The organism is Asticcacaulis excentricus (assembly GCF_003966695.1).
GTDB lineage: Bacteria > Pseudomonadota > Alphaproteobacteria > Caulobacterales > Caulobacteraceae > Asticcacaulis > Asticcacaulis excentricus_A.
On the sequence record NZ_AP018829.1, the window covers coordinates 71,522 to 91,357 of the forward strand.

Consider the following 19,836-nt stretch of genomic DNA (forward strand, 5'->3'; position numbering starts at 1 on the left):
ACGTTCCCCTCAACGCAAACCGAGTTGGGTTTCGATCTCTTCGAGCGAGCGGCCCTTGGTCTCGGGCACAAACCGCGCGATGAGCGCAAAGCCGATCAGGCAAAACAGGCCATAGATCCAGAAGGTGCCGGCCGCCCCCAACGCCTTGTTGAGAAGTGGGAAGGTGAAGGTCACGCCGAAACAGGCGATCCACAGGGCTGAAACAGACACCGACATGGCCAGACCTCGCACACGGGTCGGAAAAATCTCGGACAGCAACACCCAGGTGATCGGCGCCAGCGACATGGCATAGAGTGCAATCACGGCCAGGGTAAGCCCCAGCACCAGCGGCCCGGTCAAACCCATGAAGAAGGCCCCACCCAGAAGCGCGTGGATAAACGCCATGCCCCCGGCGCCCCACAGCATCAGGGCGCGTCGCCCGGCCCGATCGACAAAGGCCGTCGCCACCAGCGTGAAGATCAGGTTGATCGCCCCGGTAATGACGATGTTGAACATGATACCGCTGAGGTCATAACCGGCACCGCGATAGATTTCTTCGGCGTAGTTGAAAATGACATTGGTGCCGCTCCATTGCTGAAGCACGGCCAGCCCGATGCCCATTAACAGCACCGCAAACACCGCGGGCCTGAACAGTTCACGCCAGTGGGCCTGACCGGAGGCCTCGTGGCTCAGGCTTTGCGCCACATCCGCAATCTGGCCTTCGGCATAGTCGCTGCCGCCGATCCGCGCAAAGACGGCTTTGGCCTGCTCTGTGCGCCCCGCCTTGACCAGCCAGCGCGGGCTTTCCGGCACCAGAAGGGCCAGAACCAAAAAGATGAGCGATGGCACGGCGACGGCTGTGAACATCCAGCGCCAGCCGAACTGACCCACCCACGATTGGCGCAGGGCTTCGGTCGTCGCCGCCTCCGTGCCAGACCCGGCGATCAGCAGATTGACGACCTGCGCCCCCAAAATGCCAATGACCAGAGTCAGTTGGTTGAGCGTCACCAGACGCCCGCGCCACGCCGGAGGGGCGACTTCGGCAATGTAGGTCGGCGACACATTGGAGGCCATGCCAATGGCGACACCGCCAAGAATGCGCCAGACGATAAACAGGTCAAACGACGTCGCCCACCCGGTGAGGATAGACGAGACACCAAACAGCACCGCCGACAGGATCAGCAGGGGCTTGCGTCCAAAGCGATCCGACAAAAGACCCGCCACAATCGAGCCCACCAGACAGCCCAGAAGCGCACAACTATTGGCCCAGCCGATCAGGGTCTCAGACGTCAGGTGGAAATAGGCCTCATAAAAGGGTTTCGCCCCGCCCACGACGACCCAGTCGTAGCCGAAGAGCAGTCCGCCCAAGGCCGCCACCGCTGAAATCATCCAGATGTAAGCCAGGTTGAGTTTTGCGGGCGATCCGCCCCCCCCACCCGATGCCCCTGTCACGCCTGCACCTGCCACCATGATCCACGCCCTGTCATCTTGTCTTGTTTGCGCCTTTATCGAAGCATCCTGCCAAGGCGTCAAGATATATAATACTTATGCCGCTCTGTAGGGGCGTCAGGGGGGCACGGGCAAATCGTCAAAGAGCTCAGCGAAACAGGTGCGGCACAAAGCGCGAGCGATCATCGGTGATCAGGTGGTCGCTCTCGCGGATGCCCATGCCCACCGCCTCCCCGCCGATCACCCAACTTCCGATCAGGGCATAGGCTCCGGATGACGGGTCACGGAACAGATCGGCAAAGGCCTGATAGACGAAGTCATTGTCGGCGTAATTACCGTCGGTTTGTGCTGTGTGCGCACGGTCACCGGCCCCAAAAACCGACACATTCTGTCCCTCACGACCGAGCGCCGGTTTGCGCACAAAACCATGACCAGCCGCGCGAAACGCCTCATCACTGCGGCGCGTCTCCAGCAGATAGGGGCTGTCCGGATGCATCTCCCACATCTTCGTCATCAGCAGCTTGTTGGCCAGCACCATCTTCCACGCCGGTTCAAACAGGCGGATGGTGTGTGTCAACACGGCCTGCGTCAGAAGCGGGCCATAGTCATCGGCCAGCAGCCAGTCCCACGGGTAGAGCTTGAACAATAGCCGGATGGGCACGTCGTTCTGGTCAAGGAATGTGCCGCCTTCGGCCTCGCTGAAACCGATCTGATCCATGGGCACGAAACAGACCTCAAGCCCGGCTTCACGCGCCACGCTTTCGATATAGGCCACGGTCCCGGTGTCTTCATCGTGCGGAAAGACGCAGGCCACGTGCAACGGGGCCCCGCATTGGCGCACGCCCAGCAAACCCGCGTCACGTTCCGCCTTCAAAGCCTGCATCCGCTCAACCAAGGCGCGGTGGAGGTCGTTATACTGATTCGTGGCGTCAGGCCCTGACGTATCGGTGAGCCACGACCACTGTATGACCGCGCCTTCGAGCAGACTGGTGGGGGTATCGGCATTGTATTCCAGCATTTTGGGTGGATTTACCCCGTCAAAGGCGAAATCAATGCGGCCATAGATGTCGCGCTCACGGGTGTGCCAGCTTCGCTCAATCAGCTTTATGGCGTCGGCCCCATAGCCATAGTTTGCCAGTTCACCGCCTTCGATAATCGCCCTGGCGGCGGCAAGGGCCATCTGATGACAGGCCTCAGTGGCGTCATGGATGGCCTCGATCTCCGCTTCGGTGAAGCGATAGGCCACGCCTTCATGCCAGTAGGTCAGGCCGGGGGCGCTGTGCCACAGCATCCCCTCCGCTTCGACGCGCGCCTTCCAGTTGTCGCGCACCGGCACAAGACAGCGTTCCATGCATTTATCTCTTTAACCGCAGCAACTGCCACGGAAGGATGAGGATTTGCCAAACCCGCCGCGCGATGACGCCCGATAGCCCGTTTCCGTTTTGCTGTAAGTGCCGCGCGCCGCGTAACCACGTCCGGAGGGGTCGCGTTCAACATCCATATAGGTCGGCACCGCGCCACCGGGCGTCACCCGGTATCCCATCGGGCGCAGCCCCCCGGCCCCGTAGCTCGACACCTGCCCACGGCTATTCACATAGACGGGATAGGCACCGCCCCCGCGCTCACGCTCTTTTTCCCGCAGATACTGGTCCTGAGACATGCGGCTCATGGCATTGGACATCATCATGCCCGCCATCAGCGGCACAAACCAGTTGCCGCCAGACGGATTTGCGCGACTTTCGCAGTTACCTACGCCGTATTCCGCCTCGCACTGCTGCTTGGCGCTATAGCCCGGTTGCTGGTTCTGCCACTCCCAGGCTTCGGCAAAAGCGGTTTCGCACAGCTTGTCATCGTCCTGCGCCGCCTTGCATTCGTCCAGCGTCTTATAGACGCGCATCTGCTCGGTCTGGGCAACCGGCGGGGCCTGTGTGGCCTGCGGCTCATCACAGCCCGTCAGCATGGCGACCGCCGAAACCGTCGTCGCCAGCGCCGCCACCCAGCGCGCCTTGCGCCGGTTGAGGCGGGCCAGATAATCGGCCCTGTAGGCCCGGGTGGAATTATAGCGGGTCATGGTTCTGCCCCTGCCTCAGTACGACAAGGCCGAGGCGTTCAGCATACCGACGACCAGACTGAGCGCCGACAGCGCCAGAGCCGCGGCGATGCAACCCTTCTCATTCCCCGGCTCGGTCAGACGGGTGTAGAAGCTCTTGCCGAACAGGCGGACCAGCAGGTGCAAAACGATCTGCGACACGATGCCAATACCGCCCCACAGGATCATATCGCCGGCATTGAAGGTCGAATGGCCAACCGACTGGATCGGCAGGGCCAGCGCCAGACTGACCGCCAGAAAATGGATCGCTACCGCGACATTGCCCTTGCGGATTTCCGCCAGCTCGCGAATGGGCGTCACCCACAGATAAACCGTCAGGCCCACCAGCCAGACAAGCAATCCGGTGCCCAGAAACATGAGATAGGCCGGCAGATTTTCCAGTGATTCGACGTTGATCAATTGCGTCCCCCTGTTGAGTGTTAGCTCAGATCATAGGGGCAGATGGGCGTATGGCAAATGGTCTTTGGTATCGGGAGGGATTTTAAAGCGATGGGCGGAAAGCGTGAGCGGTTTTCCGCACAAACATCTCGATAAAACAAATATTTAGAGCGAAATGGCGATTGAACTTCAAGCCATTTCGCTCTAAGTTGATTTAGGGGGATACCTGACCCGCCATCACGCGCATTCCTACTGACGAAGCGCTTGGCTCGCCATCAGTCGCGGCCTGAACGCAGCCGGATGCCGTCCGCGCTCGCCTGCGCGTCCACGCCGTAGAGGGCGTGCAGGGCCTGAGCGAGGGCCTCGGTATTGCCCGCCTCGAACTCCCCGTCGATGCGCAAGGCCGCCAACCGCGCATCGGCCACGATTAGCTTGCGGTCGCTATAGCGGTTCATCTCGGCCACTGCCTCTTTGAGCGGCGTGCCGCTGAAGGTCAGCCGCCCTCGCAGCCAGTCACTCACGCCCACCGTATCGGCTGGATGTACCGGGCCTAAGTGACCGGCGCGGTCCACCGCCACCGCCTGACCAGCCTCCAGCTTCACAAGCTGTGCGTCCGACCTCTGGCCGCGCACCTCGACACGACCCTCGATCAGATTGACATCGGTGCCGGTCTCTGCGCGGCGCACCGTAAAGCGCGTGCCCGTCACCCGCACCTGCGCCAGATCGGTGCGCACGTCAAAGGGACGGGCGTCAGGCTTATGCGCCACCTCGAACAGCGCCTCGCCGCGCATCAGATCGACCTTGCGGCCGCGCACCTCGATGCGGCTGCCGGTATTCAGCGTGACGCGCGAGCCGTCGGCCAGAACAACCGCCTGCCGCTGGCCCACCCTGGTTTCGTAAATAACCGGACGCTGAGCGACAAACCACACGCCCAGCCCCAGCACAACCGCCGCCGCCATGCCCGCAGCCAGTGGCCACCAGGCGCGCCGCGGGCGCGGTTCAGCGAAATCCGCGGCATCAAGCAGACCCACGGCGTCCCACACGGCCTCCAGCTCGCGCTGCGTCCATGCATCGCCCGCTGTCACGGTCGCGTTCCCCGTGCCTTCTTCGGCATCGGTCATCGCCTCGACCAGACGCAGTGCCTCGGCGTCCTGAGGCGGTGTCCCCTTTCCCTGAAACGGGATTACTGTTCGTACCATCCGCTGTCCTTGAGATTATGTCGGCATTTGGCCAGAGCGTCGGCGAGCAGGCGTTGCACGCTGCGCAGGGGGATGCCCTGTTTTTGCGAAATTTCGGTGAGTTTCAGGCCTTCGACCCGGTGAAGCATCAGCACCAGCCGTTCCTGTGCCGTGAGTTTGCGGATGGCCTGACGCAACAGGTCCGCATTCTGACGCCAGCGCAGTTCATCGAACGGCGTCGGCGCGTCTTCGGGCAGGTTATCCGTAAGTTCAACGTGCTGATCGCTTTCGCGTCGGCGGCGGTGACGATAGAGGTCGCGGATCACACTGTCGGCGGTCTTGAACACGTAGGTGACGTTAAACTCCGGCGGCGGTTCGCGCTGCGCCAGTCGCACCAGCCGCGCATAGATATCCTGAAGGGCGTCGTCGGCATCGTCCGGCCGCAGCGCCCGCCCCAGATAGCGGCGCAAGCGACCATCCAGCCGCTCGATCAGCCCGCTCACCTGCGCAGCGGCGTTACCCGCCCGTAAGGCTTCGGGGTCCGGCCTCATCGTCCACCTGTCATAGATACCGTACATGGTCCGCCGGTTGTGAACACGCGCTCCCAAAGCTTTTAACGCTCAGGCGCGCCACAACCGCCAAAAAAACTGTCAAACAGGCTTTTGGTGACAGGCTGATGACATGAGCACACCCGACCGCCGTTCGGTGAAACGTCATAAATCTATCACGCCACCTGATTATCAAACCCGTGGGGATGTGAATGAAGGCATTTTTGGATGAGCGGGCCCGTGCCCAAGGTCGATTATGTGCGCGTAGCCACCGTCATGACCACCAGTGTCATAAGCGCGACGATCTGGGCTCACCCGGCTCAGGCCGCCCCCCGGCGGTTCGACGTGCCGGCCCTGCCGCTGGAGCAGGCCTTGCGGCGCGTGTCCGAGCAGGGGCAAGTGCAGATCCTCTTTTCCGGCGATCAGGTGCGCGCCCACAACGGTGCCGCCGTCTCCGGTAAGCTCGAAGCCGAAGCCGCCTTTCGCCGCGTCTTATCGCGCTCTGGCCTGTCGATCCGTCAGATCGACGCGCGCACCTTTATCGTCGTCTCGCCGCCTGCGCCGCGTTTGGTCGCGCGCCCCGTACCCACACCGCGCGCCGTGGACACAGCCGAGCCCGTGCGCGAGGTCGTGGTGGTGGCGCAGCGCACGATCCTGAACCCGCGTCAGGACACAGACCGCTTCGACGGCAGCCTTAGCGCGCCGCAGGCGACGGCGATCCTGTCGCGCAGCGATCTGGAACGCACGGTGGCGCGCAATGTCACCGAAGCGCTGGGCGTACTGCCCGGTGTGACCGTGCTCAATACTGGCCGCTCGTTCAGCGGCGGGGTCGATTCCGCCTCACGCGCCGAAGGGCTGTTCAGCGCCTTTCGCGGCCTGAACACCGAATTCAATCTCAACATGATCGACGGCGTGTCGCTGGCGCAGGGCCTGCCCCATTCGCGCGGCGTGCAACTGAACCTGCTGCCGCCGACGGGGTTTCAATCGATCGTCCTGAGCAAGGTGCCAACGCCCGATATGGACGGCGACGTCATCAGTGCCGCCATCGACTTCCGCACCCCGACGGCGAACGATTTTCGTGCGCGTCAGCACCTGTCGCTAAGCGTTTCGGCCTACGACAACCGCCGCGCCGAAACCTATAGTGTGTCCGGCCTCGGCGGCGGTGTCGGCGTCGAATATGCCCGCCGTTTTGGGGATGATGAGCGCTTCGGCCTTTATTTCAGTCATACTGAGGAACGCCGGCGCTACGCCAATTCCGAAATCGCAGGCATCATGTCGGCGCAAAACGATGCGGGCTGGGCCTATCTGTCGTCGGACTCAGCCAAGGGCACCCTGCCCGCCGGCGCCGATCCGCAAAGCCTTTTGACCGCTACGGCGCTCAATGTCGGCGCCTCGACGGGTGAGAGCCGCGCCCGCTATGACGTGCTGACCCTGACCGGGCGTTTTAATGATCACTGGGACGGCTGGCTGCGTGCCACAGCCGCCCATAACCGCACGGAACAGAATTCGACCCTCGGTCAGGTGGTCGGGCGCAATCTGAGCTGGGTCGACAACGGCAGCGGGCGTTATCACCTGTCGGTCGGCAGCGTTTCATCCCGCCTGTGGTACGAAACCAATCCCGATGTGGCCAGCCTGTCGGCGGTCAGTGTTGGCGCGCGCCGTCAGGCGGGCGCCTGGACCCTCACCCCTTCCTTGTTCTTCAGTCAGGGGCGCAGCGACCGGCCCGATCGCATCGAAGCCTCAGCGCGTGTCGATCAAGTGGACCGTTACAACAGTGCCCAGAGACGTCCCTATACTGGCCTTCTGATTGGCTATACGGATGGTGTCCCGACGCCGCAACTGACGCCGGACCTGCGCGCCGATCTGGATTCGGTCGGTGAGCGCCTTCTGGCCCGCCGCGCCGGGCAGTTCACAGTGCAGACCAGCCGTCAGTACCGGCAGGGGGCGCGCTTCGATGCCGAATACACCGCCTATGACCGCGCGCTGCGGCACCTGGCCTTTGGCGTCAAATGGTCCGACAGCGTGCGCGAAGTCACCGACCGCAACTGGACCAATACCCATTTCGCCGATCTTCTGGGACGCGCCGGCCTGACCTGGGAGGCGTTGGGTCTCATTCGCGGCTATTATGATCAGGCCTTTCCGGGGCGTTTCGACTGGCGCCTGCCCAAGGTCGATCATGAGCGGCTGGCCGACTATTTCCATAACTATGTGACGCCGCAGAGCTTTGATACCTGCGCAACACTGGCCGTCAACAACGACAACTGCAACCGTCAGCACGGCCGTGAAACGGTGGCCGCCGCTTATCTGAGTGGGCGACTGATGGTTGGGCGGTTGGAGATCGCGCCGGGACTGCGCTATGAGCGGACGCGCATCGACAGCCGCTTCTGGGTCCTGCCGCCCCAGCCACCGGGAGTGGAGGAGGTTGCGGGTTATTGGGACCAGAACCGCAGGGTTTTTTCCCTCAATCTGCCCAGCCTGCGCATCAACTATCGCCCGGACGATGAGCATGTCTATCGCATCGCCCTGTGGCGAGGCTATGCGCGCCCGGCCTTCATGCTGCTGGGTAGCGGTGTCCGTTATCAGGTCGCCGACGATGACACCCCCCTGCTGCGGCAGGGCAATCCGGCGCTTGAACCGGTTACCTCTCTGAATTTCGATCTGGCGATGGAACGGCGCAGTCCGGACGGAATCGACTATGCCTTCGGTACCTATGCCAAACGGCTGGATCACTATCTTTTTGACAGCGGCGGCGGGGGTAACCTGTTCGGGCGCTCGCTCGACCCTATGGTTCTGACCCCACGCAATGGCGGGCGAGGTCTGGTATGGGGAGTGGAAGCTGAGGCCCGGCAGTACTGGTCCGTGAAGGGCGGTGCCTTATCATTGGGGGGCACAGTGAGCCGCCAATGGACTCGCGTCGATCTGGGCAGCGACGAACTGGGCCGCAACATCGCCATGCAGAACGCGCCAGACTGGCTGGCCAACCTCCGCACCTCTTATCGCTACAAACGCGCCACAGTGACCCTGAGCGCGCAACATACGGGTGCCTATCTCTCAAGCTATAATGCGCTGTCCGCGCCCGGTGACTGGGACAATGTATGGGTCAGGCCTGCTACCCGGCTCGACCTCTCAGCCGACTGGCAGGTCCGGCCGCGTCTGCGCCTCTCGCTATCGGCGACCAACCTCACCGGGGCCTATAGCTACTGGGCCCATGTCGGCAAGGACAGTCTGGCCCTGTCGGATATCATCGACTCCGGTCAGCGCCTGACGCTCAGCCTGAGATACGATCTCTAACCCGAAAAAAACCACCGGAGGCCATATGGCCTCCGGTGGCAAGACTTAGGCGCTTAAGATAACGCCTGAGCTCAGGATCAGAACGTCCAGGACGTGTTGACCATGAAGGTCCGGCCCGTTTCGACATAACCGCCCTTACGGTCATGCGAGAGCAGAGCCTCATCCTTGCCCTGGGTGGCCCAGTAGGACTGATCATTCAGGATGTTCTCGACCGCAGCGCCGATCTGCCAGCCGTTGCCGAGCTGATAGTTGGCATTGAAGTTCAAACGACGCATGGGTTGCACCCAGGTGTCATCATTGTTATTGCGCACATCCTTGTAGATCAGGCCCACACGGCTGTAGGCCAGTTCGGCGCGCAGGCCGTTCTTATTGTAGAACAGCGAGGCATTGATGATGCTGTCCGGCGCGTTGATCAGGCGACGGGTGAGATCATTTCCGATGCCGCCAATGCGAATCTTGGCCTTGGTTTCCTGGACCGTCACATTGCCGCTGACACCAAAACCGTTCCAGAATCCCGGAAGGTCGACGAAGCGCTGACGCAGGCCCAGTTCAAGACCCAGAACTGAACCACTCTTGGCATTATCGAGCGTGGTGATTTCCGCGCCGGCTGCGTCCTTGACCACATCGCCAGTCCAGACGTTAAAGTCGGTGCCGGTATTGGTCGAACCCGACACGAACATCACGTTCTTAAGGTCTTTGTAGTAGAGCGAGGCCATCAGATATTGACCGTTAGCACCGTACTTTTCCACGCTGACGTCATAGTTGATCCCGATAACCGGCTCCAGGTCAGGATTGGCAATACTGATTGCCGTGATCTTGCCGTCGGCATCCTTCGAGATGCTTGTGGCCCCGATCATCTGGTCAAAGGCCGGACGGGTGTAGGCGCGACGAATGGCACCACGCACCACGATCTCTTCGCTCGGACGCCAGGTCGCCACGACGCTCGGCAGGGCAATGCCAAAGCCGCGATCAGAGGTGGTGCGAACGCGCGTCGTGGTGGTCTTGCCGTCCTTATCCTTGATGGTTTCCGGACGCCAGTAGGCCCCGGCGAAGTTGTTATCTTCGTATCGCAGACCCGGCACGATCGTGAGAATGTCGCCAAAGGTCAGGGTCGTCTGCACGTAGGCAGAGGTGCGGGTTTCTTCGCCCTCAAGCAGGTTGCGCTTCATGACCTCATCCGACCATGGGATGGAAGCCGCATATTTATAGGCCTGGTTCTTCAGATAGTCCGGATCGACCAGACGCATCGGAACCTGTAGCCCACGCCCCATGAAGCTGCTCAGAGTCTGACCGGGCAGGTCGAACAGGTAATCACCTTGCGCAGCCCAGCGGTTGGTCCCATTGCCCAGAAGTGCCGGATTCGTTGTCCAGTTGCCGTTGGCGTCTTTCTTATAGAAGTAGAAACGGTTTTCATCGCCTGTACCAACATCATTGGATTCACGGTCAGCCGTTTCGTATTTAACGCCACCCTTGATGGATTTGACGATCGGGTGGTTCAGATCCCAGGTCAGGTTCGACTTAAGGTCGAGCTTGGTCTCTTCGGCATATTCATAGCCATAGGTGATGTACCACTGACGGGTGATGTCGGTACGGCCAATGTAACGAAGGCCTTCCGGCGTCAGCACGGCTTGCGGTGATTTCGGGTCCGAGATGTCAGTGATTAGCGGAACCTGGGCCTTGCCGCCCTGATCCGGGGTGCCGATCCACGGGAAAGCGTAGAAGCCCGCTTGCATACGGAACGGATACTCAGTGCGCCCCTTGGAATAGGACAGCGCATAGTCAAAGGTGAAGGCATCACGCTTCGTCTCGCCACCGATCAGAGCCGTGGTCAGGGTCTGGGTCGAATGCTCGGTGCGGCTGTACTGGCCCGGAATCGCGCCATAGAACTTGACGTTTTTCGGGTCGCTGTCACCGTTGGTTTGCCAGGCCGAAGACGGGCGCACGGAGGTCAGGAAATCCACCAACTCTTTGGAACCGCTGGGAGCCGTTGCTAGACCCAAACGGGCCGACGACTGGTCCATGCTGGTCAGAAGTTCAAATTCACCGTGGGTGAAGCGGCCATAGAGGCTCTGGACGTCGGTCTTGTAGTCTAGCGACAAGGTCGCGCCCTGACGCTTGACGCTGTTGCGGTAGAAGTTCCACTGCGGGCCACGCGCATAGAGATTGGTTCCCTGATCGCGGATCAGGCCCGGCGCCGTTGAGTCCGTTTTCACATAGTCCTGCTGGACGGCCTGAGATTCCCCAGCATTGTCCTTGTCCTGATAGTAAAGGTTACCATAGACCGCGAACTGGTTGGCCTCGCCGAAGGTGCGGGCCAGTTCGATCTGGGCCGTGTAGCCGAGCCCGTCAACGTCGCGCTGAATCGCGCGGTCAGCCAGCTGACCCTGAAGGCGCAGACGGTTATAGTTCGGCGCAAAGTCGAAGCCCGAAGCCGTGCGGAAATCGACCGTCCCGGCAAGGGCGTCGCCATCCATCTCGGCGGTCGGGGCCTTGTCCACACGCACGAATGACAGGGCGAAGGGCGACAGCAGATTCATCGAGATGCTGCGCGCCTTGGAATCCGTCTGGGCCAAACGGACACCATTCATCGAATAGGCGTTCCACGAGCTGTCGAGGCCACGGATGGTCACATATTGCGCTTCGCCGGTACCGGCCTGGTTCCGCGACTGATCAACGGCCGAGGACAGGCCTGGAATGCGGGTCAGAAGATCGGCCAGGTTCGCGGTGGGCTGGGCCTGAAGCTCTTCGGCGGAGACGACATTGGCGATGGTCAGGCTGTCGCGCTGTTCCTGAACAGCGCGCGCCAGACTGCGGCGCTGACCGGCGACGACCACTTCAGTAATGTTGCTGTCAGCCGTGGCTGCGGTGTCTTGGGCCTGTACGGCGTTCGCCGCCAGTCCGAGGCTCAGGCTCATGGCCGAAGCCATCAGCATAAGTTGGGTGGAAAGTTTCATGCCAGTATCCCCTAAAGGCTGAGGGCATACAGCACGCCCTCTCAAGCCAAGGGACGCCGTTCCTGACGCGGCCCGCCGAAACTTAATGAAAACTTCACAAATCAAATCAGCCCAAGCCGCCGATCGAGGCTGTAGGCCCCGCCCCCGCGCCCGATCAGATAGATCAGAAGCCCCGCCCAACTCAGATGCGTCGGCCAGGCATCGGGATAGACGAAGATTTCAATAACCGCCGTCATCCCCAGAAAGGCCAGCGCCGAATAGCGGGTGAACAGGCCCAGCACCAGCAGGATCGAAAACAGATGTTCGGAGACGGTCGCCGCCACGGCGGCGGCGTGCGGCGGGATCAGCGGCAGGGCGTATTCCTGTTCAAACAGCACATAGGTGCCGTCGCTGATGTGGAGCAGACCATCGACCTTGGTGCGCGCCGAACTGAAGAAGATGGCCGCCACGCCGAAACGGGTGATCAGGGCGATGACGTCCTCCGGCAGCTTGGCCATGAGTTGCGCGGGCGCATTGATCCAGTCGGTGAGCTTGCGGGTCATAAGAGGTCTCTTTCGGTTGAGAGGTGAAGACAGGAGAGGCCCAGCACATGGCTGAACAGGGCCGTAAGATCGGTCGTGGGGTCGCAGATCAGGGCCGCCTCCGCCGCTTCGGCCAGCGTGCCCCCTTCGGCACAGACGCTGAGAAAGACGGCGACATCAGGGGCAAGACGGCGCACTTCGACGCCTTCGCCCACCCGGCGCACTAGCAGGGTTTCCGGCTCAGGCCGACGCTCCAATCCCTCGCCTTTGCCCGCCAGAAGCGCCTCCCAGACGCTCAGAAGCGTGGTGTCAAAGCGGATCAGCCGCGCGGACGGGATCAGGTGCGCGCGGGCGTGGCTGAGGGCCTCGGGCGACAGGCTGGCAAACCCTTCGGCAGACGTGGCCTCCAAGTCGGCGGCATTCAGGACGCTGAGCCGCAGGTGGTCGAGCCGCGCCAGATCAGGCAGCCAGTCCATCTCCGACAGAGCGTCCTGCCCTGCCAGCCAGTCGGCAAACCCGCCCCCATAGTCGTGCAGCATCGGATGGGCCGGGTAATGGTCGCGCGCAAAGGCCGCCGCCACCTGATGGAAATTGTCTGACCCCAGCGCTGCCACCACAGCCGGAAAGGCCGTTTCAAGCGCTTCGACCAATCCCGACATAATCGTGTTGCGATAGACGGCGACGCTCGGCCGATCGGGCGTTGCCACCCACGCCGAAAGCGCATCCGTGTCGCCTGTCAGAGCATCCACAAAGGCTTGGTGAAAGGCGCTCATGCGGCGACCCTCCCCTTTTGCAAACACGCCTGCGCCCGCTCACGTTCAGCGGTCAGTTCGACATAGGCGGGCACCTCACCGTCGCGCTCGATCAGGACCGGGCGTGGCCCCCATAGGTCGAGCGCGGCGTCCAGCAACGCCCACACGCCCTCTGCGACCGGGCTGTCGTGGCTGTCGATCAGAAGCGCCGCGCCGCGCACCGGGTCTTCGCTGTGCCCGGCGACGTGAATCTCGCCCACAGCCTGCGCGGGGATAGCGTGCAGCCAGATCAGTGGGTCGATGCCGATATTGCGCGCGCTGACGAAGACATTGTTGAGATCGACCAGCAGGCCGCAGCCCGTACGCTGGACCAGTTCGCTCAAAAAATCGGTCTCATCATAGTCGTGGCCGCGCAGGTTCAGATAATGGCTGGGGTTTTCGATCAGCAGAGCCCGCCCCAGAGCCGTTTGCGTGGCGTCGATGCGCTCGGCAATCCGCTGCAATTCCGACGAGGTGCGCAAGACCGGCAGCAGGTCCGGCACGCTGCGGCCCTCAAAACGCGACCAGGCCAGATGCTCGGACACCGCAAAGGGCGCAAAGCGGTCGATCAGGGCGCGAAAGCGCTTCAGATGCGCCTGATCCAGCGGGTCGGGGCCGCCCAGAGACAGCCCCACCCCGTGCAGGGACAGAGGATGCTCAGCGCGCACCCGCTCAAGGGCGGTCAGTCGCGGACCACCCTCAACCATATAGTTTTCGGGGTGAACCTCAAACCACAGGCCGGGGCGGCGGTCGCCCGTCGCCTCTGCATAATGTTGCGGCTTCAAGCCAAGCCCCGCCCCGATGGTCATATCAGGCCTTCGGCGTCAGCGAGCCATTGCCCTTGGGTGTCTTGATGGTGACGCAGGTACCCTTATCGACCAGCTTGAAGGCCTTGCCATCGTAATCGACCTTGGAACTGCCGGCGCAGCTCGTGCCCGGACCGGCCTTGCAGTCGTTTTGCCCCGCCTTGGCGATGCCGTAGCAGGCTTCCTTGGCCGCGGGGGCCTTGGCGGGCTTTTTGGTGTCTGCGGCGGCGACACCGGCGGCCAGAGACGAGGCCAGAGACAGGGCGGCGGCGATAGCCAGACCGGAACGGGAAACAGACATGGGGTTCTCCTTGCGAGACGACGCCTCATTGCGTCTGGCAGGAGGTACGCAAGGCCCCGTGCAAAGGTTACAGAGGCGGCCAGCCAAAATATAAGAAAGAAATAAATGAGGGGCTGTGTAACCTCATCCCGCAAGGCCGCGTACTCCCCCATGCCACACCGGCACCGCACCTATTTTGAGAGAGCCCACCATGATCACTGTGAAAACCGGCGCCATCATCGCGTCCGCCGCCGCCCTTATGGCCGCCGCCAGCTTCGCCACCGCCGCCACCGCGCCTGCGGGCAGCAAGGGTGCCGCCGTGGCCGCCGACGACATCGTCCACTGCTATGGCATCAATACCTGCAAGGGCACGGCCGACTGCGCCACCACGACGCACGAATGCAAGGGCCAGAACGTCTGCAAGGGTCATGGGTTCAAGGCCGTCAAGGCCAAGGAATGCCTGGCTCAGGGTGGCGTGATCGGCGATATCGGTTAAGTATGCCCTGCGGGGCCGGTGTCGCACCGGCCCTTCTCCGGACCCGTCCATGCCCCCTTCCCTTGCCCCCTTCTCAGGCTTTGGCCTCGGCCTCAGACCGCCCCACTACGAAGCCATACTGGCCGCGCCGCAACCGGTGGATTTTTTCGAGATCATCTCGGAAAACTTCATGATCGACGGCGGGCGGCCCCTGCATGTGCTTGATCAGGTGAGGGCCGACTATCCCGTGGCCATGCACGGCGTCTCGATGTCGCTGGGCTCACCGGACGGGCCGGGACCCGACTATCTGAGGCGGCTTCACGCCCTGATGACGCGCGTGGACCCCTTATGGGTCTCCGATCATCTGTGCTGGACCGGCGTCAATGGTCACAACAGCCACGACCTTCTGCCCCTGCCCCTGACCGAAGAGGCAATGGCGACCGTCTGCCGCCATATCGACCGCGTGCAGACCTTCCTCCAACGCCCGTTACTGATCGAAAACCCCTCGACCTACGTCACCTTTGCCGAAGATACCTACACCGAATGGGGCTTTCTGTCGGAGCTATGCCGTCGCACGGGGTGCTACCTGCTGCTGGATATCAACAATGTCTTCGTCAGCGCCCACAATCACGGTTTTTCCGCCCAGACCTATCTGAACGGCCTGCCGCTGGAGCGCGTGTGTCAGGTGCATCTGGCCGGTCATTCTGAGGGCGAAACCCTGTTGATCGATACCCACGACGCCCCCGTCCCCGACGGCGTGTGGGCGCTGTGGGCCGAGGTGGCTCCGCGCCTCAGCCACGCCGCCGTGACGATCGAGCGCGACGACGAAATCCCGCCCCTGCCTGAGCTTCTGAGCGAACTCGACACCGCCCGCCGCCTCGTCTCCCCTGTGGTGTACGTATGAGACTGGCCGACACCCAACGGGATTTTTTGGGTCAGATTCTGGCCACTCCGGCTCCCACGGTGAGCGAAGGGATGCGCGTTTATCACCACGCCTATCGTGCGCGACTGGCGGGCGCGATGGCCGAAACCTATGCGCAGGTCTGGACGTGGCTGGGCGATGAGACATTTCATGCTGAGGCGCGCGCCTACATCGAAGCCCATCCCTCCACCCAGTGGTCGCTGGACGATTATGGGCAGGACTTTGCGGGCTTTTTAGCGCAGCGCTTTCCGGATGATCCCGAAATCAACGAACTGGCGTGGCTGGATGCCGCTCTGCGGCAGGCCTTTGCCGCCGAAGATGCAGACCTGCTCGACGGGACGGCCCTGATGCGGGTCAGTGACTGGGAGACGGTGCGCTTTGTCCTGAATCCGGCCCTGCGTCACCGCGCTATCCGCTCCAATGCCCCGGCCCTGTGGCGCGCCCTCTCAAAAGGAGAAACCCCGCCGGAAGTGCTCTGTTTCGAGGCGATGAGCGGTCTGTGCGTGTGGAAGACGGGGCTGGCCTCGCGCTTTCGCACGCTGGAGGCCGACGAATACGCCCTGATCTGTGCGCTGGCCGCCGGTCAGGGCTTTGCCGCCGCCTGCGAAGGGCTGACGCTTCGGGCTGCGGACAGCGACGCCACCCAACAGATCGGCGCGTGGCTGGGCCAATGGCTGGCTGAAGGTCTGGTCACCGGCCTTGACGCGACAGAGATAAGCGCATGAGCCTCAGCCACCCCGATCTGTGGCAGCAGCAGATGCGCGCCGCCCAACGCGGCGATGCGGAGGCCTATCGCGCCCTGCTCACCGCCTTGCGCCCGTGGCTTTCGGCCTATTTTCGCCGTCGCCTGCAATCGCCCGATACCGAAGACCTGACCCAGATCACGCTCGTTGCCGTGCATGAAAAGCGCCACACCTATGATCCAACGGCCCCCTTCATGCCATGGATCGCCGCTGTGGCGCGGCACAAGCTGATCGACCACGTCCGAAAGTACGGCCGCTACGTACATGTTGAGCTGAACGAACTGAACGAGCCGGTGGATGAGGCCTCGCTGGGCCTGCCGGCCACCATCGCGCGGCGCGACGTTCAGGTGCTGTTGTCGCAACTGCCCGTCGATCAGGCGCGCGTCATCCGCCTGCACAAGGTCGAAGAACTGAGCCTGGAGGACGTGTCGCGTCTGACCGGCAAATCGGTGGCCGCCGTTAAGGTCATCGTCCACAGAGGATTGAAAAAGTTACGGGACAGCGTCGGCGTGCCCCGGAAAGTGTACGAAGATGAGTAACAAGAACACCCCCGACCTGATCGAGACCTTAAGCCAGTCCGTCAACCCGGTGGCCCCGCTGGGCCGCCGTGGCCTGTGGCTGTGGGTGGGCTTAAGCCTGCTGGCGGGCACCGCCTTTGTCCTGACGACTTACGGTGCGCGGCCCGAAATGCGCCTGCTGTTCAGCGAAGGGCGTGTGGCGGATAACCTGTCAGCCTATGCCAAGACGGCCTTTTTCATTAGTTTAGCCGCGCTCGCCGTCTGGCAGGTGCAGGCCACGGCGCGTCCGGAAGGGGCGCTCAGCCGCGTACAGACCGGGCTTTTGGGGCTGGCGGTCATTGCCCTGACCACCCTGACCGGGGTCGATATCGCATTGAGCGGTCTGCCCGCAGCGATGACCGGCCTGTCAGACGGCGCGGGCATGTGCTTCCTGACCATTTTGATCGGCGGCATGACCGGGCTGGGGGTCGGCTGGGCCCTGTGGCTGCGGCATACCGCACCCGGCAATCCGTCGCTTTTTGGGGCGCTGAGTGCCTTTGCTGCCTCGGCCCTGATGACGGTCGCCTATACGCTGCATTGCGACCACGATGCCCCGGCCTATCTGCTGCTGATCTATCTGGCCCCCAATCTGGTGGCGGCCCTGATCGGCAGCGTCGCCGGGCGCTGGCTGTTCCGATGGTAAGGCCGCCGCACGACCTGATCGAGCGGCTGAGCGAAGACCTGCGACCCGTCAAACCGCTGAGCGCCGGGCGGCTTTTGGGCTTTGCCCTCGTCTTCGCCGCCGTGACCCTGATCTGGGTCGTGGGCCTCTACGGGATGCGCCCGGAACTCAGCGATCCCGAACGGGCGCTGGCACAGGCGCGTTTCGCTCTGCTCAAACCCCCGCTGTGGGGCTGGGCCGGACTGTCGGCCCTGCACGCCGCCAACGCCCTGTCACGCCCCGAAGGCCGCTGCCACTGGAGCGATCTGGCCCCACTGCCCGTCATCCTGTTGAGCCACGGCCTCGCCCTCTGGTGGGAGGTCAGCCATGCCGGCTGGGAGGCCGCGACAGCGGGCGGCTTTGGCGGCGCGGCCCTGTGCGGTCTGACCATCCTCCTCAGCGCGTGGGTGGCCATGCGGCTGGTCACGCCCCTGTGGCTCAGCCGCACCGCCTCGTCTCAGCCCCGTCTGCTACGTCTGTGCGCCGCCCTGGGCTTTGCGGGACTTGCGGCGGCTGCCTATGCTCTGCATTGCCCCATGGATCAGCCGCTTTATACTTTGTGCGTTTATATGCCTGCTATTGGCATAGTGCTTCTGATCGAAGCCACGCAGCGGAGATAGAGATAATGCCGTGCGGACGGATGTCTTCTTTGAGCGCATTCCGAAAAGTGTGCAACGGTTTTCGGAATCAAATGCGCGACAAAACAAAATGTTAGAGCGGAATTTCGATTCAGGCTGAACGAAATCCGCTTGTCTTATGATTTCTGTGCTTCTTGGTGCGATAAAGAAGCGCCGGAGAGGACGGCCATCCGTCTCCGGCGATGGGGGACGGATCGTGATTCCGCAGGTCAGCCTTCTTAGGAAGGCCGGACCGGTTTAGAGTTTGATCGCCCCCATCTTTTCCAATCGTCCTGAACGGATACCGGAGCTTTTGGCTCGGATGACAAGCATAGGAGATCAGAAAAGATAAACGATATTACCATCGGTGCAGACATCTCGAAAGACCATATCGACCTGCACAGTCTGCCAGACGGTCAAACCCTGAGGGTCAGTAATGACCGCAAGGGATTTGCCACCATTGTCAGGTGGATCACCGAAAAGGGCGTGGCGCGGATTGTCTATGAGCCGACAGGCCCCTACCACAAAGCCTTCGAGCAGTTCATGATGGCGCAAGGATTGCCGCTCTCCAAAGTCAATCCGCGCCTTGCCCGTCGCTTCTGTGAAGCCACAGGCAGGCTGGCCAAGACAGACCGGATCGACGCTGAATTGCTGGCCCGTTACGGCCAGTTGCTTGAACCACGCACTCTGAAAGCCAACCCTCAAATCCACAATGATCTGAAAGAGTTACACGCCGCACGGCTGGCCCTGATCAAGGACAGGACCGCCACAAAAAACAGGGCCAATAACCTTACAAGCCCGCTCTTGAAGAGACACAATGCCGACAGGCTCGCTCAGGTCGAGCGCCAGCTCAAGGCCGTGGACCACGCCATCATGACAATGATCGGCGCAGATGCCTCCCTGAGCGCCAGGTTCGACATCCTCGTCTCGATACCTGGCGTGTCGCAGATCACGGCCTTTACGCTCCTTATCGAGATGCCGGAACTCGGTCAACTCGATGAGAAGGCTGCCGCCGCACTCTCCGGACTGGCCCCCATGACCCGCCAGTCCGGACGATGGAACGGACGCGCTTTCATCGCCGGCGGCAGGGCCATCGTCCGGCAAGCCCTCTACGTGCCTGCTCTCGTCGCCTGCCGTTTCAACCCAAATCTCAAGGCCAAATACCACCAACTCAAAGCCGCAGGAAAACCACCAAAAGTCGCCATCACTGCCGTCATGCGAAAGCTCATCATCCTCGCTAACGCACTCCTGCGGAATAAGCGAAAATGGACACCAAAATCCGCTTGATCAAAACGGATACTCTAAACCGCCGTTGAATCGGCAACTCAACCGAGCCGACGAAGGCTCTATTCCCCTGTTTCAAGGCACGCCTGTTGTTCGCCTGCGCATAGCCTTGCCCCTGCCCACCTCCCGCCTTTAACTGCATCCTCTTGAATATCGTACTGGACAGAACTCGGAAGCGTCATATAGATATGACCAAACACGGCAAAAAAGGTCTGACCAATTCGGCGGCCCATTGATTATCCTTAAGCCTTTTTCGCGTCGTGTCTGGTTGATTCATCCCGCCTGACTCCCA

Annotated in this window: 19 protein-coding genes; 8 read left to right on the forward strand and 11 right to left on the reverse strand. The window is 62.1% G+C overall.

The features are described from left to right. Positions 1 to 9: 9 nt before the first annotated feature. The 6 genes from EM6_RS16275 to EM6_RS16300 form a co-directional block, all read right to left on the reverse strand. The gene (locus EM6_RS16275) at positions 10 to 1,449 is read right to left on the reverse strand and encodes a sugar porter family MFS transporter (protein ID WP_126424206.1); all 1,440 of its coding nucleotides are present in this window, start codon (positions 1,447 to 1,449) and stop codon (positions 10 to 12) included. A gap of 127 nt (positions 1,450 to 1,576) precedes the next feature. Then, complete coding sequence (locus EM6_RS16280) at positions 1,577 to 2,779, reverse strand: glutathionylspermidine synthase family protein (protein ID WP_126424207.1); 1,203 nt, start codon at positions 2,777 to 2,779, stop codon at positions 1,577 to 1,579. A gap of 12 nt (positions 2,780 to 2,791) precedes the next feature. Further along, a complete protein-coding gene (locus tag EM6_RS16285) occupies positions 2,792 to 3,499 on the reverse strand; it encodes a DUF1190 domain-containing protein (RefSeq protein ID WP_126424208.1) in 708 nt (235 codons plus the stop codon). 15 nt (positions 3,500 to 3,514) lie between these two features. After that, positions 3,515 to 3,937, reverse strand: coding sequence for a DUF350 domain-containing protein (locus tag EM6_RS16290; protein WP_126424209.1), 423 nt, complete (start codon positions 3,935 to 3,937; stop codon positions 3,515 to 3,517). A 254-nt stretch (positions 3,938 to 4,191) separates the two neighbouring features. Further along, positions 4,192 to 5,115, reverse strand: a complete 924-nt coding sequence (locus EM6_RS16295) for a FecR family protein (RefSeq protein WP_126424210.1) — start codon at positions 5,113 to 5,115, stop codon at positions 4,192 to 4,194. After that, positions 5,100 to 5,645, reverse strand: coding sequence for an RNA polymerase sigma factor (locus EM6_RS16300; RefSeq protein WP_126424211.1), 546 nt, complete (start codon positions 5,643 to 5,645; stop codon positions 5,100 to 5,102). Before EM6_RS16300 ends, EM6_RS16295 begins: the two co-directional genes overlap by 16 nt. Positions 5,646 to 5,870: 225 nt before the next feature. Here EM6_RS16300 and EM6_RS16305 point away from each other — a divergent pair, with 225 nt between their 5' ends. Next, the gene (locus tag EM6_RS16305) at positions 5,871 to 8,933 is read left to right on the forward strand and encodes a TonB-dependent receptor (RefSeq protein ID WP_126424212.1); all 3,063 of its coding nucleotides are present in this window, start codon (positions 5,871 to 5,873) and stop codon (positions 8,931 to 8,933) included. Between the two features lie 77 nt (positions 8,934 to 9,010). Here the strand turns inward: EM6_RS16305 and EM6_RS16310 are convergent, their stop codons facing one another. The 5 genes from EM6_RS16310 to EM6_RS16330 all read right to left on the reverse strand — a co-directional run bounded on the left by EM6_RS16310 (position 9,011) and on the right by EM6_RS16330 (position 14,306). Continuing rightward, the gene (locus EM6_RS16310; protein WP_126424213.1) at positions 9,011 to 11,887 is read right to left on the reverse strand and encodes a TonB-dependent receptor; all 2,877 of its coding nucleotides are present in this window, start codon (positions 11,885 to 11,887) and stop codon (positions 9,011 to 9,013) included. A 101-nt stretch (positions 11,888 to 11,988) separates the two neighbouring features. Next, the gene (locus EM6_RS16315) at positions 11,989 to 12,429 is read right to left on the reverse strand and encodes a DoxX family protein (RefSeq protein WP_126424214.1); all 441 of its coding nucleotides are present in this window, start codon (positions 12,427 to 12,429) and stop codon (positions 11,989 to 11,991) included. Beyond that, positions 12,426 to 13,181, reverse strand: coding sequence for a DNA-binding domain-containing protein (locus EM6_RS16320; RefSeq protein WP_126424215.1), 756 nt, complete (start codon positions 13,179 to 13,181; stop codon positions 12,426 to 12,428). The genes EM6_RS16315 and EM6_RS16320 overlap by 4 nt, the downstream gene beginning before the upstream one ends. Further along, complete coding sequence (locus EM6_RS16325) at positions 13,178 to 14,008, reverse strand: DUF692 domain-containing protein (protein ID WP_126424216.1); 831 nt, start codon at positions 14,006 to 14,008, stop codon at positions 13,178 to 13,180. The genes EM6_RS16320 and EM6_RS16325 overlap by 4 nt, the downstream gene beginning before the upstream one ends. 1 nt (position 14,009) lies before the next feature. Further along, a complete protein-coding gene (locus EM6_RS16330; protein WP_126424217.1) occupies positions 14,010 to 14,306 on the reverse strand; it encodes a DUF2282 domain-containing protein in 297 nt (98 codons plus the stop codon). A gap of 190 nt (positions 14,307 to 14,496) precedes the next feature. Between EM6_RS16330 and EM6_RS16335 the strand changes: the two genes are divergently transcribed. The 7 genes from EM6_RS16335 (at position 14,497) to EM6_RS16365 (ending at position 19,547) form a co-directional block, all read left to right on the forward strand. Next, positions 14,497 to 14,781: a hypothetical protein gene (locus tag EM6_RS16335; protein ID WP_013481134.1), complete on the forward strand. Its 285-nt coding sequence runs from the start codon at positions 14,497 to 14,499 to the stop codon at positions 14,779 to 14,781. A 49-nt stretch (positions 14,782 to 14,830) separates the two neighbouring features. Next, a complete protein-coding gene (locus EM6_RS16340; RefSeq protein ID WP_126424218.1) occupies positions 14,831 to 15,664 on the forward strand; it encodes a DUF692 domain-containing protein in 834 nt (277 codons plus the stop codon). Then, positions 15,661 to 16,407 (forward strand): DNA-binding domain-containing protein, encoded by a 747-nt coding sequence (locus EM6_RS16345; RefSeq protein ID WP_126424219.1) that lies wholly within the window; start codon positions 15,661 to 15,663, stop codon positions 16,405 to 16,407. The genes EM6_RS16340 and EM6_RS16345 overlap by 4 nt, the downstream gene beginning before the upstream one ends. Continuing rightward, positions 16,404 to 16,964 carry a sigma-70 family RNA polymerase sigma factor gene (locus tag EM6_RS16350; RefSeq protein ID WP_126424220.1) on the forward strand — a complete coding sequence of 187 codons (561 nt, stop codon included), beginning with the start codon at positions 16,404 to 16,406 and terminating at the stop codon, positions 16,962 to 16,964. The genes EM6_RS16345 and EM6_RS16350 overlap by 4 nt, the downstream gene beginning before the upstream one ends. Then, on the forward strand, positions 16,957 to 17,625 hold the full coding sequence (locus EM6_RS16355; RefSeq protein WP_126424221.1) for an NrsF family protein: 669 nt from the start codon (positions 16,957 to 16,959) through the stop codon (positions 17,623 to 17,625). Before EM6_RS16350 ends, EM6_RS16355 begins: the two co-directional genes overlap by 8 nt. Continuing rightward, positions 17,619 to 18,263, forward strand: coding sequence for an NrsF family protein (locus tag EM6_RS16360; RefSeq protein WP_126424222.1), 645 nt, complete (start codon positions 17,619 to 17,621; stop codon positions 18,261 to 18,263). The genes EM6_RS16355 and EM6_RS16360 overlap by 7 nt, the downstream gene beginning before the upstream one ends. A 345-nt stretch (positions 18,264 to 18,608) precedes the next feature. Continuing rightward, positions 18,609 to 19,547 (forward strand): IS110 family transposase, encoded by a 939-nt coding sequence (locus EM6_RS16365; RefSeq protein ID WP_126424223.1) that lies wholly within the window; start codon positions 18,609 to 18,611, stop codon positions 19,545 to 19,547. Positions 19,548 to 19,836: the final 289 nt, after the last annotated feature.

Coding starts and splice junctions, on each gene's coding strand:
- EM6_RS16275 (WP_126424206.1), bottom strand. CDS start 1,449: ATGGTGGCAGGTGCAGGCGTGACAGGGGCATCGGGTGGGGGGGGCGGA.
- EM6_RS16280 (WP_126424207.1), bottom strand. CDS start 2,779: ATGGAACGCTGTCTTGTGCCGGTGCGCGACAACTGGAAGGCGCGCGTC.
- EM6_RS16285 (WP_126424208.1), bottom strand. CDS start 3,499: ATGACCCGCTATAATTCCACCCGGGCCTACAGGGCCGATTATCTGGCC.
- EM6_RS16295 (WP_126424210.1), bottom strand. CDS start 5,115: ATGGTACGAACAGTAATCCCGTTTCAGGGAAAGGGGACACCGCCTCAG.
- EM6_RS16300 (WP_126424211.1), bottom strand. CDS start 5,645: ATGAGGCCGGACCCCGAAGCCTTACGGGCGGGTAACGCCGCTGCGCAG.
- EM6_RS16305 (WP_126424212.1), top strand. CDS start 5,871: ATGAGCGGGCCCGTGCCCAAGGTCGATTATGTGCGCGTAGCCACCGTC.
- EM6_RS16310 (WP_126424213.1), bottom strand. CDS start 11,887: ATGAAACTTTCCACCCAACTTATGCTGATGGCTTCGGCCATGAGCCTG.
- EM6_RS16315 (WP_126424214.1), bottom strand. CDS start 12,429: ATGACCCGCAAGCTCACCGACTGGATCAATGCGCCCGCGCAACTCATG.
- EM6_RS16320 (WP_126424215.1), bottom strand. CDS start 13,181: ATGAGCGCCTTTCACCAAGCCTTTGTGGATGCTCTGACAGGCGACACG.
- EM6_RS16325 (WP_126424216.1), bottom strand. CDS start 14,008: ATGACCATCGGGGCGGGGCTTGGCTTGAAGCCGCAACATTATGCAGAG.
- EM6_RS16330 (WP_126424217.1), bottom strand. CDS start 14,306: ATGTCTGTTTCCCGTTCCGGTCTGGCTATCGCCGCCGCCCTGTCTCTG.
- EM6_RS16335 (WP_013481134.1), top strand. CDS start 14,497: ATGATCACTGTGAAAACCGGCGCCATCATCGCGTCCGCCGCCGCCCTT.
- EM6_RS16340 (WP_126424218.1), top strand. CDS start 14,831: ATGCCCCCTTCCCTTGCCCCCTTCTCAGGCTTTGGCCTCGGCCTCAGA.
- EM6_RS16345 (WP_126424219.1), top strand. CDS start 15,661: ATGAGACTGGCCGACACCCAACGGGATTTTTTGGGTCAGATTCTGGCC.
- EM6_RS16350 (WP_126424220.1), top strand. CDS start 16,404: ATGAGCCTCAGCCACCCCGATCTGTGGCAGCAGCAGATGCGCGCCGCC.
- EM6_RS16355 (WP_126424221.1), top strand. CDS start 16,957: ATGAGTAACAAGAACACCCCCGACCTGATCGAGACCTTAAGCCAGTCC.
- EM6_RS16360 (WP_126424222.1), top strand. CDS start 17,619: ATGGTAAGGCCGCCGCACGACCTGATCGAGCGGCTGAGCGAAGACCTG.